This is a genomic window from Shewanella sp. SM73, from assembly GCF_025653795.1.
In the GTDB taxonomy this organism is placed as follows: domain Bacteria; phylum Pseudomonadota; class Gammaproteobacteria; order Enterobacterales; family Shewanellaceae; genus Shewanella; species Shewanella oncorhynchi.
The window spans coordinates 308,578-324,023 of the sequence record NZ_JAKKRY010000004.1 but is presented as its reverse complement, the minus strand read 5'-3'; the positions used below and the strand labels follow the sequence as shown (position 1 = coordinate 324,023).

The window sequence follows — 15,446 nt, the reverse complement described above, 5'->3', positions numbered from 1 at the left end:
TCTGCTACACTTGTGGGGGAATGTTAAAATGTTATCAAGCCCCCTCATTTTTGGAGTCGCTCTCTGAGTTATGGATAAAGGTATTCTCTTTCCGTTAGTACAAAATGCGGCTTTATTGCTGGCGTTGGTCTTTTTGTACGACGTGATTCCTAAAAAGCATCAGCGGCAGTATTTTTTACTGTGGCGCATCATTATTGGGATGCTCATCGGTGGTATTGGTATCACTATTATGAGTACGCCTTGGGTATATTTGCCTGGCGTTTTCTTTGATACCCGTTCAGTTATTCTCTGTATTTCTGGTCTATTTTTCGGTGGTTTACCGACCTTAGTGGCTGTCGTGATGACGGCGCTGTATCGCATCAGTATCGGTGGCGCTGGTATATGGATTGGCGTCGGCGTGATAGTGTCATCCGGTTTAATCGGGGTGATCTGGCGTCAATATCGTAAGTCTCTGTTAGCCAATATTTCAGGTGGAGAAATTTTTCTCTTTGCCTATACCGTTCATATCGTGATGTTGTTGTGGTTCTTATTTCTACCCGATGGCATAGCAATGCCATTACTCGCCAAAGTGACCCTCCCAGTATTGACCATTTTCCCGATTGCGACTTGGCTATTGAGCCGCTTGTTATCGCGACGTTTTGAATTAGAGCGTGATGAACAAATTCGTCTGCAGGATGATTTTCTTTTTAGGAGCCAATTCAACGCGGGCAATATTGGTATTGCAATAACGGGGATAGATCAAAAGTGGATAAAGGTGAATCCACGGTTATGTCAAATGCTCAAGTATTCAGAAGCTGAATTGCTACGGATGACGTGGGCACAAATTACTCATCCCGATGATTTAGAAGCGGATGCCCTGAAATTTGAGCTTATGCTGCGGGGGGATATCGATAATTACGAGATGGATAAACGTTTTATCGTTAAAGACGGCAGCGTGGTTTACACCCATATGACAGTCGCCTGTAAGCGCGGTGGTAATAATGCCGTGTTGCTTGTTATTGCTGGATATTTAGATATCACCTCACAGGCCATTGCTGACCAAGAGGTGCTCGCTAGCCGTGAACAACTCGAACTGGTGTTGAGCAGTAGCGATCTTGGGGTGTGGGATTGGGATATTCGTAATGATCGTATCGAACGTAACGCCCGCAGCGCCGATATACTTGGCTGCGATGTTGATATGCTCAACGCTAATAGTCGCCAATGGATGGATGCGATAGTCGCCGAAGACAGGCCTAAAGTGCTGCATTCGATTGAGGCCCATATTCGTGGCGAAACGGCGCAACATAAGATGGAGTACCGCTTAAATACCGTAAACCGTAAGGTGCGGTGGATCCTTGATACAGGTAAAGTCGTGAGCAGAGATGCAAACAACAATGCTCTGCGTATGTGCGGAACCTATACCGATATTACCGACGCAAAACTTATCGAAGAATCCTTAAAATTGTCGGCACTGGTTTACGATAACAGCTCAGAAGCCATGAGTGTCCTCGATGAAAAGGGTGTGATTATTACCGTCAACGCCGCCTTTAGTGTGATGACGGGTTATCGCGAATTTGAAGTGCGGGACCAACATATTCGGCTGCTTTATTGTGACCTCAATGGCCGCGATTTTTACACCAAAATGAATAATGATATCCGCGAGAAAGGCCAATGGCAGGGGGAAATGTGGCAGCGGCGCAAAAATGGCGAGGAATATGTCATCTGGTTAACCATCAATACGATTAATGATAAAGAAGGCCATCCCTATCGACGTGTTGCCCTGTTCTCAGACATTACCGATAAGAAGCAAAATGAACATCTGATTTGGAAACAGGCTAACTACGATACGCTGACGGGGTTGCCTAATCGGCGCATGTTGTTGGAGTATTTAAGCAGTGAAGTGAAAAATGCCGACCGCAATCGCAACCACTTTGCCTTATTGTTCTTGGACTTAGATTTCTTTAAAGAAGTGAATGACACCTTAGGCCATGCCATGGGCGATTTACTGTTGATAGAAACCGCGAGTCGATTGAAATCCTGTGTGCGTGATGCCGACGTCGTGGCGCGTCTTGGCGGCGATGAATTTACTGTGGTGTTAAGTTCGATGGAAGACCATAAGGGGATTGAGCGCGTCGCCGAGAATATTTTGCGACGAATTGCCGAACCCTATGTGTTAGGGGAAGAAACCGCTTATATCAGCGTCAGTATTGGGATTACTTTATATCCCGATGATTCGACCAGTATTGAAGGGCTTCTCAAGCATGCGGATCAGGCGATGTATGCGGCGAAAGATCAAGGGCGTAATCGCTTCAACTATTTCACCCCATCGATGCAGGAATACGCCAAATACCGCATGCGCTTGATCCAAGACTTACGTCAAGCGGTCGTGAATAAAGAATTTGAACTGCATTATCAGCCGATTGTTGCCTTAGCAACGGGTGAAGTGACCAAGGCTGAAGCCTTGATCCGCTGGCATCATGCGGAGCGTGGTGCTGTGTCGCCTGCTGAGTTTATTCCTGTGGCGGAGGATACTGGCTTGATTGTTGAAATCGGCAATTGGGTGTTCGAGCAAGCCGCTCGCCAGAGTGCGGCGTGGCGTCATGAATTAGGGGTTGAAATCCAAATCAGCGTCAATAAATCCCCAATCCAATTTCGTGATGAAGGCACGCTGCTCAATGATTGGTTGAAGTTATTGCAAGATCTTAATATTACAGGCGCGGGCGTGTGCGTTGAAATTACCGAAGGCCTGTTATTGGATGCCAGTATGGGCGTGACCGAAAAACTACTGGCCTACCGCGATGCGGGTGTGCAAGTGTCGCTGGACGATTTTGGTACGGGCTATTCGTCACTTGCCTATTTGAAAAAGTTTGATATCGATTATCTTAAAATTGATCAATCTTTTACCCGCCATATTGATACCGATTCAAACGATCAAATTCTCTGCGAGGCGATTATCGTGATGGCCCACAAGTTGGGAATGAAGGTGATTGCCGAAGGTGTCGAAACCGATGCGCAGTGCCAAGTGTTGTTGGCTGCTGGTTGTGACTACGGCCAAGGTTACTTGTTCTCAAGACCTGTGCCTGCGGGTGAATTTAGCCGAAAATACTTACAGGATCCGCTTTTAGTCTCCCATGTCTGAGGAGATATTAACTTAGTGGCGATAATTGCCTATAAAAACGCCGCGGATTTTGCTAGACTCCGCGGCCCCGCGTTGGGGCATTGAGTATCACCTCGCATCAAAGTTTTACTACTTAGCTAAAGAGTCCCTATGAAATTTGAAACACTCGGTTTATCTTCTCCTATTTTGAATGCGATAACTGAGTGTGGCTATCAGCAACTCACTCAAGTGCAAGAGAAAGTGATCCCGCTTGCCTTTGAAGGCAAAGACATTATGGCCTGCGCCCAAACGGGGACAGGTAAGACGGCTTCCTTTGCTCTGCCTGTACTTGAAAAGTTGGCGGCTGAGTCTTTAACAAGCGATAGCAATGATAAACCGATTTTACGCGCGTTGGTGATGACGCCAACCCGCGAACTTGCGATTCAAGTCTGCGAAAATATCCAAAAATACAGCCAGTTCCTACCACTGAAAACCTTAGCGGTTTACGGTGGCGCCAACATGAATCCCCAGCGTAAAGGGGTAGAGCAGGGCGTTGATATTTTGGTGGCAACTCCTGGTCGTTTATTCGACATTATTGGCCAATTCCAGTTAGATTTGTCGAGCGTTACCACATTAGTGATCGACGAAGCCGACCGTATGTTAGACATGGGTTTTGTGCGCGACATTGAAAAAGTGAAACGCTTAATTGCGCCGCAGCATCAAACCATGTTGTTTTCAGCCACATATAGCGATGCAGTCAAACAACTCGCCGAGAAAATGCTGAATGAACCTCAGTGGGTCAATGTTGCTGACACGACTACCGCATCCACAGTTGTGCAGGAAGTCTATCGCGTTGATAAACGTCGCAAAGCCGAGCTGTTGTCTGAATTGGTTGGCCGCAACAATTGGCGCCAAGTGCTGGTGTTTGCCAGCACGAAAGAAAGCGCCGAGCATTTATTACAAGAATTAAAGCTGGATGGCATAGCCGCTGGTGTATTCCACGGCGATAAAACACAAGGCGCCCGTAATCGGGTGTTGGAAGAGTTTAAAGCTGGTAAATTGCGGGTGCTGGTGGCGACCGATGTGGCCGCTCGTGGTTTAGACATTCATGCCTTGCCTATGGTGATCAACCTTGAATTACCTTTCCTCGCCGAAGACTATATCCATCGTATTGGTCGTACTGGCCGAGCTGGATTAACCGGCCGCGCGATTTCGTTCGTTTCACCTTCTGACGATGAAATGCTCGCTGAAATTGAAGCCTTGATTGAGCAGAAACTGCCCGTGTCGGTACAACCGGGTTATGAAGAAGGCACGCCTTTGCCTGCCCGTTACCGTGATGCGCCCGCAGCACCGATTAAGCCGATTGGAAAGTGGAGCCATAAGGCGCCGCAGGATCGTACTATTGGCCAGTCTCGTCAGGGTAAGTACGCGAAAGGTAAAGCGCAGGATAGCAAAACCAGTGCCGATAAATCCTCTAGCCGTGCTAAGCCAGCTTCTGGCTCAGGTAAGCCGTTTAATGCAACTAAACCTAAGTCGAATTTGGTGAGCAATAAGTCAGGTTTTGGCTCTCGCACCAATAAGTCAAAATAGGCTAAGTCAAAATAGGCTAAGTCAAAATAAGTTAAGTCAAAATAAGCTAAGCCCAACAATCAAGGCTAATAAGTGCAAAGTGCCTATTAGTTTAGCCGTCTAACGGTTGCCTAGTTTGTTAATTTGACTGTTGAATAGTCAGTTGCATATTTTGCTACATAGCCTGTCGCTATTCTAAAAGCGCATCCTCACCGATGCGCTTTTTGTTGAGCTTCAAAGCCAATACTTCTACACTCGAGCGCCAAGCTTTCTATTCGAGCGAGTTTCCTTATGATTATCAAAGCGATTCCCACCAATATCATTACAGGTTTTTTAGGTGTAGGTAAAACCTCTCTGATTAAGCAATTGCTGGCGACTAAACCCGCGGATGAAATTTGGGCAGTACTGGTCAATGAATTTGGTGAGGTCGGCATTGATGCGGGGTTACTGAACTCCTCCGATAACGGCATACAAATTCGTGAGGTTGCGGGTGGCTGTATGTGCTGCGCCGCGGGCGTACCGACACAAGTGGCCATCAATCAGTTGATTGCGAAAGCGAAACCTGACCGCTTATTGATTGAACCGACTGGGCTTGGGCATCCTAATGAAATCATTAAAGTACTGAGTGCGCCCCATTATCAGAATGTGATTTCACTGCGTAGCACCCTATGTTTGGTCGACGCGCGTAAGATCCACGATCCTCGCTATCGCGAACATGCAAATTTTATTCAACAGTTGCAAGTGGCCGATGTGATCATCGCAACTAAGTCTGACTTGTATGATGCTGAAAATACTAAGTTACTCTATGAATTGCAGACTTATTTAAGCCATATTGAACGTACTGATATTCCTGTAGTGAGCCACTCTAATCAACAGCCTTTACCTAGCGCTTTGCTGGACTATCTTAACCAACCAAGGCGCGTGTCACTCAATATAAATGGGCATGCTAGCGCGGGCCTAAAGCTGGGCAGCCTACCGACGACGGCCCCAAGCTTGTTTCGTGCTGGTGGTTCTCGCTTGAGTGAGTTGAGCCTCTTTGCCGAAGGTGCAATCGAAGCCGCACTTGATTTTGATGATCGCGGTATAGTGCGAAAGCAGAATCAAGGTGAAGGTTGTTTTAGCTGCGGCTGGGTGTTTGAACCGAGTCAAGAATTTGATTTTGATAAATTAATGGATTTTATTCAGCGGCAAGCTCAGTCATCCAACGTTGGGCAAGTGTTGCTTAGATTAAAGGCCGTGATGATCACTACTGATGGAATTGCAGGATTTAACTGGATTGACCATGAGTTTACTGTGGTTGAACTCGATGACACCTTAGATTCCAGACTAGAAATGATTACCATGGACGACGTCAATTGGAACGAGATTGAGCTGCAGTTGATTGCTTGTCTTAGCTAACAGAGTTCCCCATCACTCTTTATTACAGGTGTGAGCATAGGTAAGAGGGGTCAGATTTGGTGGGAATAGTAAGGCCGGATCAGTAAGGCAAGGTTACGCGGTATTTTTGGCCGAGTGTCGTGAGTGTGCCATTTTGGATCATCTCCTCGAAGAAGCTGTCAAAACGAGTTCTTAGCGGATCAAATTTAGCTTGTTTCGGAAAAGCCATAAAGCCGTCTCGCACATCGATTATCGGCATGATTGGCGTAATTGCTTGAGGGATTTTGATTTGGGCGAGCACTGCATTTGTATTGCGACTATTGGTGGCGAGTAGATCTAAATCACCCCGCGAAAGCCGTTCTATGCCACTTTTAATATCGACAAATTCATTGATATTTAATGATTTAGTTTGTTCAGTAAACCTTGTGCCATAACTCCAGCCCTGCATTTTTCCAATCCGTTGCGTTTTAATACTGGCATAGTCGCCATTCCACACTATTTCATTGTCTGCCCGAGCATAAAACACCATATCATCGCGGTAAAATGCCTTCGCCGCAAAAACCAAGTTGGCATTACGCTCTGGGGTATCGTAGGGACCAATAAGAATATCCGCTTGGCCACGTTCAACCATAGAGATAGCGCGGCGCCATGGGGTAATTTGATAGTGAATGTTCACACTTTGCTGCTGGGCGAAGCGATTCAAAATATCGACACCTAAGCCGGTATATTCGCCATTGGCTTGTAGTTCAAAAATTTGGCTGAAACTCGAACCCACTGCGAGCAGGTCTTTGGCCTGTGCAGTCAAGCAAAGGCTGCTGAGCGCCAAAAGGACGACTTGTGCAAAGCCTTTGCTGAGTATCATGGCATTCCTTGTGTGGTTTGAATGCGGGAGGTTAGAACACTGTCTCTCGTAAAAGCGGCGATATCGTTATGCAATTCACTAGGGTTAAGGTTAGCAAATTTTACTCAGATTTGATTGCACGTTAACATTTTAATGTTTTGAAATAAATGGAAGATAAATCGTAAGGGCATTAAGCCGTTGATCTTCAATCGATACATCATCCTATCTCTCAGCCTGCTTAGTTACGCCTAAAAGTTTCAATTTGTATCGTTTGTAAGTGAGAATGAGAAATGTATTTTAGCTATGCGTTTAAATCAGTTAAGGCCGAATAAAGGGGATTGGGGTATGCTCTGCCATTCATTGATTTATACCCCAATGCTGGGCGGTTTATTTGAGCGGGATGTTATGAAGCTGCAGGAAATAGATAAAACCTTGTATCGTAAAAATATGAATTTATTCATTGTTATTCTAGTTGTTAGCTTAGTCGTGTTATCACTGATTTTTGGTACTGGACTCATTGCGCTGTTTGGGGTGACGCCAGTGCCAGGTGAGCCAACAGGTAATTTTCACTTGAATCTCTTAGGCGTGATTTTCAGTTTGAGTCTGTGTAGCGCCGTGATTTACAACTTAAAAGACCGACCTTTTTTCAGTGAAATTTATTATGTGTGGCAATTGAAGCAGCTCCATAATCGTATCTATCGCAAGTTGATAAAGATTAAAGCCGCTGCGGCGCAAAATGATGTGAATGCTTTGATTATATTGCTTTTTTATTACACCAGTTTAAGACAAGTGTATGTACTCGATGATAATACGCTGACCTTACCGGCACTGACTCAAGATCTTAATCGTCTAAATGCGCAAATCGAGAGCTTAGGCCTATTGCTTTCGCCCGAACAATTTACGCTCGAGTTGCTGACAAGATCTTTCTGATGCTGACAAGATAAGATGAGGATTGCTCCTCACCTTGCCATCATCTAGCCCTTATCTTGTCTTTGTCGTCCTTGCCCAGAATGAGGTCAGCGAGTTTCACTTATGCGGCTTGCTGGGCTCTTTGTAGTGTGAGTAACCACTTACCATAGATGTAAATTCCTACCGCTGAGATAGTCCCTATGGCGGCTATGATGTACCACGCCATGCCAATGTTATGGCTGTGGTACAGCAATTGAGTGAGATCGTGTGCGTTTTCACCTGTGTAACTCACCAAAGTAGTAAAGGCTTCACCTTGGGGAATGGCGCTGACCTCAGTGCTGTTCATGCCGCGCTCTAGCAATAAATCCCGCGAAAACAATTCCTTTGATGCATAAATCTCATAGAGTTTAGGGCCAAAGTAGCCTTCTAATCCCCAGCCGATCCCTTGGGGCAACATCACAAATCCTAAGTACATGGCTTTTTTGCCTTCGGGAGCAATATTACCCATAAACTCGTTTTTCTTCGGGCTAATCATCATTTCGCCAATGGAGAACATGGCAATCGCGAATACGATAAACCATGCCGCATGGAAAGCACCGATAAACACAAAAGCTAAAATACTCAGCAAACAACCAATAAACATAGCGGTAGTAATACGGTATTTAGCCGTCAGCGCCGCGACGATAAAACAGCAGGTCATAATCAGGCCCGCATTGAGGTTTAACATGCCTTCGGGCATCACCTTAGTGCCTTCGTTATTGAGGCCAAGCCAAAATTGCAGAATACCGTTACTGGTGCCTTCGCTGCCAAAGAGAGAGGTGACGATTACGCTGGTATCGACCCATTCGGAAATATGGATAGGCAGCACATCGAATAGGGCATTGAACAAGAACCAAAATCCTGAAAAAACGAGCATATAGTAGATCACAATCGGCTTTTTCAGCTCGCGCCAAGCATCACGCCACAGGGATTCTTGTTCGACTTCACCCGATTTTATTTGCTTATTGCGTTCCAGTCGCTCGGCTTTACCTGGCTCGGTATAGGTGAGTAAGAATAAGAAGTTGAGTGAAATAATCGCGGCGCAGGCGAAAAATACATTGTCCCACGACAATTGGCGCATATGCACGGCAACCAAGGGCCCGAGGAAACCGCCAATGTTTACAACTTGGTAAAAAATGCCCCAAGCCATTGAAGTGTTATTGCGATTAGTGGACAGCACTAAGGTGCCTTGAATGCCCGGTTTAAATATCCCTGTGCCTATGGCGAGGAGTAATGCACCGACAAGGAAGCCCCAAAAGCTGGGGAAGAATGCCATGACGAGATAGCCAAAGATTTTAATGATGGTGGAGCCGAAGATGGTTTCTTTGTAGCCCACTCGGTCAGACATGCCACCGGTGAATACGGGCACAAAGGTTTGCATGATTGCCCAGAGGGAAATAATAATGCCGTAGTCACTCAGGCTGATCCCAAGGCCGCCCGCAGACTCTGGCGCTTTAGCGTACAGTCCTGCACTGGCTTTAACACCGTAGTAGGCTATACGCTCGACTAACTCCATACCGCCAACTAACCAAAACACATAACCTAAGCTAGTAATGGAGGCCCACATGCCGAGCTGTTTGACTTCTCGCAGATCGTTGCCTGCATTTGGACTATTCTGACTCATGTCCTTCCCTTATTATTGTTATTGAATTTATTTCTATTTAACCCATTAATTATCAAAAACTTAAATTTATAAAGTTAATGATTTCATCTTGCTTAAATACGTTAATGGGCTTGCTTGAACGGATACTTTACCTAATTCGGCCTTAAACACCAAAAAAGTAGCAGAAAATGATGAATTAACCCACATCTGTTATTGAACTGTACTGAGTTTGTCATTTGGCTGAAATTGGACTGTTTCTTCTTAAGTCATTGTGATGATTAATCTTTATTGTTAATTATTCACAATGAACATGCTTTGAGTTCTCGCTATTTTTAGGTACAATCCATTGTCGCATTTTTGTTCACCCGATCATTTTTCTAGATAGATACGACTCTAGCCCCCCTTTTTGTGAGAAACGCTAATGACAGCAACAACATCTAATCATGCTCCTGCGGATATGAGCTTGCTTGAGGAGCCGATTGCGAAGCTTTTTTGGCGCTATACCATACCCACCATAGCCTCTATGTTGGTGACGGGCGTATATGTGACAATTGATGGCATCTTTGTTGGCCACTATTTAGGTGAAACAGGGTTGGCGGGGATGATGTTAGCTTACCCTGTTGGCGCGATTTTATACGCTATTGGCGCCATGATAGGTATGGGTAGCGCGGCATTAGTGTCAATCAATCTTGGCCAAGGTAATGTAGTCAAGGCCCGTAAACTACTGGGTAATGCCTTTACGTTATGTTTATTAACGGGATGCTTTTTTGCCCTTGTTGGTGGGATATTCTCGCGAGATATTTTGGTTGCTCTCGGGGCGCAAGGGGAGATGCTCGAAAACGCTAATGAATACTTATTCTGGTATTTTGCACTGTGTCATTTTCCCATAATTTCAATGACCTTCACCACACTGCTGCGTAATGATGGCAGGCCATCCATGGTGACTTGGGTGCTGATTTTGGGTGGTGTATTAAACACTTTCTTAGACTGGCTGTTTATTGTGGTTTTCCCCTTTGGTTTAGCAGGTGCAGCGATTGCGACTATGTTGTCGCAGGCGGTAACGGGGCTTTTGTGTTTGCAGCATTTTTTCAGTCCGCACACTCAGCTTAAAATCACTTTTGAGCAGATGAAGCTCAAGCTCGATAATTGCCTTAATATAGCCCGCGTTGGTTTCCCCAGCTTTTTGATGAATCTCTATTTGTCGATAGTGTTAACCCTGCATAATACGGCTTTTTTGTGGGTTGGCGGCCCATTACATGTGGCCGCCTATGGTGTGGTGAGTTACACCGAAGCGTTTTTCTATCTGATTTTTGAGGGCATTGCGCTTGGAACTCAACCTATTTATAGCTTCAACGCGGGAGCTGGGCGTTTCGATAGGGTTAAACAAGCGCGCAATATTGCCTTTGGTATGACGTTACTCACCGCAGCTTTAGGTTTAGCGCTGATTTATTCTCGCCCTGAATGGTTAGTGTATTTGTTTGCCGGTGATAATCCGAATTTAACACCAGTGGCGATTGAAGGTATGCGCTGGTATTTTTGGGGCTTGCCTATGGAAGGCTTAATCTTAGTCGGTGCGAGTTTCTTCCAAGCTATTAACTGTTCGAAACAAGCTTCTATGCTGACGGGCGCTAAGCTTATTCTTATCGCTGCGATCATCTACTGCTTTGCATGGGCGTTCGGCGTGATTGGTGTGTGGGTGTCGCTCGCGACCTGTAGCACTATCTTGACGATATGGATGTTTTACGCCATGAAGCGAGTCGAGGCACGTCTGCATTAATCCTTGCTTTGGGTTGTATTGGTTTCGCCTGATATATTGAGAAGACAAGGGGCGAGGCAAGTAACCTGTAGCTGTGGCATAAGTGTTTAGTTTTACGTAAATTTTACAATTGGGGCGATTAATGGCCCCGATTGTAATTGCCTGCATATCTTTCGTCGTTAAACATGACTTAGGGCTAGCGTGGGATGATGGCCTCTGGTACATTTCGCTGGTTTAATCTGCAATCAAAAATGACTTATCCAAGTGTGCTGTTGAGCCGAGGCTATAGCCCTCAATTAACAGACTGAGTTCGCTTAGGCTTTTGGGTCGATTGATTGTTGATATGACTGGGTATTGAGCCGAATGACTCGCTCGTTGATTTTAGTAATTTATGTTTTATGAGGCCCTTATGCGCACCACTGCAGTCATTTCTATGCTGTTGCTTGGCGTGTTAACGACAGTTAATGCCAGTGCCAAAGAGAATGAGTTAGTGTTTGCCAGCGACTTCGAAGGCAATCGTTTATCTCAACCTTGGTCGTGGATCATGGGTTGTCAATTTGAAGGCGCTGAACCTCACACAGGTGAAAGTGCGCTGCTTTGCGTCGAAGGCAATAGCAGTATCGTCAGTAAGTATCCTATTTCTGAAGCGGGTCTATTAGAGTTTTGGGTCAAAACCCAGAATACTCAAACCCAATATCGAATCAATGTATTGACCTCTCCGGTATTAAAGCTCGATGCCCAGTGGCAGCATGTTGCTTTAATCGATATCACCCCTGGGGCTAACGAATATTTAGCACACCGAGTGTCTATTGATGATCCGAGTCGCCAATATATCCGTCTTGATATTGAGGCCATTAATGGCCCTATCAGTTTGGACGATTTGAGCTTAGGTAAAATTCGCCTTGATATGGCCCTGCAAAAAAATGAGCAGAAAATTATCGGCGGGATTTTAGATAAGCTGAAAGCTGACAAGAATTACGAAGTGCAGTCTGAGTCATTTCGTACTTTAGGTAAAAATTATGCCGCCCAGCTAGAGAGCCAAAGACAATACCTCGAGTACTCGAATGCTATTTATTCAAGTATCACCTTTGTGTTGGCGACGTCTGAACGCAATAAAATGTCTAACCCTATGGGATATAACACCTTTAGGTCGGTTTTAACTGACGCTAAACGTGTGGCATCACCTCTCCAACAGGCGCGTTTAGGTTCTATGGTTAAACCCTTTGGTGACTTGGCTACTGCCACCTTAAACGTGGTTAGTGCCGGTGCGTATTCCGCCTTTGCCGAACCCTTTAAGTCATTCTTAGCTGCGACTTTTGATCGCTCTAATTATGACAACAGTGACTTAAGCCGTAGTGATAAAAAGTTTGCTGAAGAAAATGGCCTGAAAATTTATCAGCAGGCCGAACGGTTTATGTCTGAAATCGAAAAAGAACTGCAACAAGTCACTGCACTTGACAATGATTTAGTCAGTATGCAGAAGAACTTAGATAATTTCCGTAAGGATCTCGACAAACATCTGCGCAGTTACTTACAGCATGCCAGTATTGCCCGCACACCTGAAAATTACAGCCGAGTGATGAGTAAAGACGAGCAGGCACGCGCGCTGGTGATTGCCGAGGCGAGTGCCAATATCAGTGCTAAAGCTGAGGCGCTATTGGCTTCGAACAGCAATGCAGAGTTAGTGCAGTACATGATTAAAACCACTGAGAAGATTGATGAATTTCAAGAGTTCAAGGAACGTTTTAATCAGATCACTTCGGCCATGCTGACCTTCTACGACAAATTTGAGCGCTCAATTGCCGCCGAGCAAAACCCCTTTACTGATCCTAGCGATCGCGCCGTGTGGGAGCAGCACGCCAAAAGCGCCCGTAACTACATTCGCCAGTCGAAGGAAGCGTTCACTAAAGCCTTTATGTAAAGGATTGTTGTAAGTAAGTGGTAGTAACGGCCTAAAATTATGGCGATTTTTCTATTTTAGGTTTGGAGTTATCAAGGATAAAACAGGTAGTCAGAATCATTTCTGTTAGTGGGCAAGGATGATGAGTAAACCCTATACAACAACTCGGTTTGACACAGATACCGCCACAATGGCGATATTTGATCCCGCGGCATTAACTCATCGCTGTGAAGATACGGCTGATTGGTGGTCTGTGCCGAGTGACGAAATTTTGGAAATCAATCAAGGTCATGTGCTATTCGTAGGACTTGGCGCCGATGGCTGTTATGAGGTTGAAATTTTCCGCAAGCTAGGTGAGGCTGGGCTCAATTCGAATTATCTCTCTGCAAACTTAACAGTATTGTCAGGGTGCCTGTATATTGGCGCCGCCGAGCAAGTTCCAGCAGGAGATCTTGGGCCTGAAACAACCTATGGCGGCGCTTTAATTTATGCTGTGCGAGGGAATATTGAGGTGAGAGTGTATCGGCTTACACCCCATAAACTGGTGGTTGAATATGAGTCAACCTCAGAAGATGTACTAAACGAGTTTACGTCTAGCCCATTACTTTAAGCGGCTTACTTTATTCGCTATCATTTTTAATCCCTATACGGGCTGTTAAACACCAAAGGTAACTTGTTAATCATCAGGGGTAAAAAAGCAATTTAACATTATGAGTTCTATGATGAATAATACTAAATGGCGCGAATGTATGACGCTGTTAGCTTCTCGTCCTGTGTATTTGCAACTACAGTTGGTCGGTGAAGAGGACTTTCCTCTCGATTATGAAGCCTCAAATCAAGTGTTATCCGAGATCATGGCTACTGATTGTCTTTTTGTGCAAAGGCGTATTCGCTATAAATCCATTAACGCGATTAGAATTGCGAAAACCGTTTTTCCCGCCGGTTTGGCGGATGACAATGTATTTCTGCTTGCTGAATTAAAAATCAGATTACAGCAACTCGGCCAGTTACCACTAATTGAAGACGATCAGTTTATTGTTATTCATGGCTATCATGACCTCATGGTTTGTTGAATCCAGAGCATCTACACTGGCTTACAACACACACCATATCTTAAGCTCGCTCTGCGATGGAGTTCATAGACTTCACAACCTAACAATGGCTCAGTTCTATTAAGAACTGCGCCAAAACGCTCAAAGTAGTCTTCATTAACTTGTTTTGCACTGATAAGTGGTACTTCAATACTGACATCTACACGACCTTTACGTATCAACGCTGGGTCAAGATTATCAGGATGATTTGTGGTCATTATTACAAGGCAGTCATCAAGAGGAATGATTCCGTCTAACGCGTTTAGAATGCCACCTAAAGTGAGTGGTGGGTTATCTACATTGCTTTCAGCAGTACGTGATACCGTAGCCTTTACACAGTCACAGTCCTCTATTAACAACATAGCTCCGGGCGGTACCTTTCTAATCGCCTTATGAATAGTGGCATCATTTACAGTCGAAAGATTCAATATGTATAGATCGCGATGATACTCAACAGCTAAGGCTCTCGCTATACCCGTCTTACCCGTACCCGTTTTTCCATGTAACAGTATGGTTAGCTTACTTACAACCGACTTCCCTCTACTTGCGAAGTTATCAACTTCCCCCATCAACTTCTGCTTAAACCCTTCATCTAGCACTAATTCACTAAAACCCGATGATTTCAATGTGCCATAGCGACACCATTCGGTTTCTTCGAAAATATTCACTTTCGGCTCTGTAGATATGTCTCCACGAGTATCTTCTAAAAAACTATATAGTTTATCTTTTGCCCACCATGGTGCACTTACAGTAATAGAATCGTATGCCATCGTACTATCGACCTTAGATCGGGTAGCCAACATGAAACAACCACCGTATTTAAACAGGTGCATACCGTAGCCGATAGACTTAACACTGACACGCCCGTCGTAACTCACACTATAGTCATAGTACACAGCCTCAGAGATAGAGCGTGAAAAAAACGGAATAGTTGTATTACTGATCAAAAAGGACAGTTTATTGAATACCTCTGTGCGCGCCTGATGACTATCGTCTATAGTGAGCCGCACAAACAGCAGACTACTGAGCCAACTTAACAGCTTCGTGGGGACATCTTTTAGCATGTAGCCTACGAGTCCAATTAACGTTAATGTTAATACTCCAACAATGACAGCCGTCAATAAAGGATCACCATTGGTGAGCGCCTTTATTTGTAGTAATACCTCGTTCATTTACTCACCTTTACTATAAATGCCTCATGGACATAATCGAGAATACTATCAACCGAGTCGAGGATACTACTAAGGTATCCTCAGTATGTGCGCTATCGCACGTGGTTAAAGCG

General features: G+C 45.0%; 11 protein-coding genes. 8 read left to right on the top strand and 3 right to left on the bottom strand.

Going from position 1 to position 15,446, the window contains the following annotated elements:
• Positions 1 to 70 precede the first annotated feature (70 nt).
• The 3 genes from L5M51_RS08585 (at position 71) to L5M51_RS08575 (ending at position 6,043) form a co-directional block, all read left to right on the top strand.
• Complete coding sequence (locus L5M51_RS08585) at positions 71 to 3,118, top strand: EAL domain-containing protein (RefSeq protein WP_105249783.1); 3,048 nt, start codon at positions 71 to 73, stop codon at positions 3,116 to 3,118.
• 129 nt (positions 3,119 to 3,247) lie between these two features.
• On the top strand, positions 3,248 to 4,666 hold the full coding sequence (locus tag L5M51_RS08580) for a DEAD/DEAH box helicase (protein ID WP_131522993.1): 1,419 nt from the start codon (positions 3,248 to 3,250) through the stop codon (positions 4,664 to 4,666).
• A gap of 270 nt (positions 4,667 to 4,936) precedes the next feature.
• Positions 4,937 to 6,043: a CobW family GTP-binding protein gene (locus L5M51_RS08575; protein WP_219250126.1), complete on the top strand. Its 1,107-nt coding sequence runs from the start codon at positions 4,937 to 4,939 to the stop codon at positions 6,041 to 6,043.
• Positions 6,044 to 6,122: 79 nt separating this feature from the next.
• Here the strand turns inward: L5M51_RS08575 and L5M51_RS08570 are convergent, their stop codons facing one another.
• Positions 6,123 to 6,884: a substrate-binding periplasmic protein gene (locus L5M51_RS08570; protein WP_263172349.1), complete on the bottom strand. Its 762-nt coding sequence runs from the start codon at positions 6,882 to 6,884 to the stop codon at positions 6,123 to 6,125.
• A gap of 384 nt (positions 6,885 to 7,268) precedes the next feature.
• Here L5M51_RS08570 and L5M51_RS08565 point away from each other — a divergent pair, with 384 nt between their 5' ends.
• On the top strand, positions 7,269 to 7,793 hold the full coding sequence (locus tag L5M51_RS08565) for a DUF3087 domain-containing protein (RefSeq protein WP_173497913.1): 525 nt from the start codon (positions 7,269 to 7,271) through the stop codon (positions 7,791 to 7,793).
• Between the two features lie 100 nt (positions 7,794 to 7,893).
• Here the strand turns inward: L5M51_RS08565 and L5M51_RS08560 are convergent, their stop codons facing one another.
• A complete protein-coding gene (locus L5M51_RS08560; RefSeq protein WP_028760700.1) occupies positions 7,894 to 9,435 on the bottom strand; it encodes an MFS transporter in 1,542 nt (513 codons plus the stop codon).
• A 400-nt stretch (positions 9,436 to 9,835) separates the two neighbouring features.
• On the opposite strand from L5M51_RS08560, the gene L5M51_RS08555 reads away from it, so the two are divergent.
• The 4 genes from L5M51_RS08555 to L5M51_RS08540 all read left to right on the top strand — a co-directional run bounded on the left by L5M51_RS08555 (position 9,836) and on the right by L5M51_RS08540 (position 14,143).
• The gene (locus L5M51_RS08555) at positions 9,836 to 11,191 is read left to right on the top strand and encodes an MATE family efflux transporter (protein ID WP_105249778.1); all 1,356 of its coding nucleotides are present in this window, start codon (positions 9,836 to 9,838) and stop codon (positions 11,189 to 11,191) included.
• Positions 11,192 to 11,579: 388 nt separating this feature from the next.
• A complete protein-coding gene (locus L5M51_RS08550) occupies positions 11,580 to 13,091 on the top strand; it encodes a hypothetical protein (protein ID WP_113941018.1) in 1,512 nt (503 codons plus the stop codon).
• 121 nt (positions 13,092 to 13,212) lie between these two features.
• Positions 13,213 to 13,680 carry a DUF6386 family protein gene (locus L5M51_RS08545; RefSeq protein ID WP_251071031.1) on the top strand — a complete coding sequence of 156 codons (468 nt, stop codon included), beginning with the start codon at positions 13,213 to 13,215 and terminating at the stop codon, positions 13,678 to 13,680.
• Positions 13,681 to 13,789: 109 nt separating this feature from the next.
• Entirely contained in the window at positions 13,790 to 14,143 is a 354-nt protein-coding gene (locus L5M51_RS08540; protein ID WP_251071032.1) for a hypothetical protein, read from the top strand.
• A gap of 11 nt (positions 14,144 to 14,154) precedes the next feature.
• Here the strand turns inward: L5M51_RS08540 and L5M51_RS08535 are convergent, their stop codons facing one another.
• On the bottom strand, positions 14,155 to 15,333 hold the full coding sequence (locus L5M51_RS08535) for an AAA family ATPase (protein ID WP_263172344.1): 1,179 nt from the start codon (positions 15,331 to 15,333) through the stop codon (positions 14,155 to 14,157).
• Between the last annotated feature and the right edge of the window lie 113 nt (positions 15,334 to 15,446).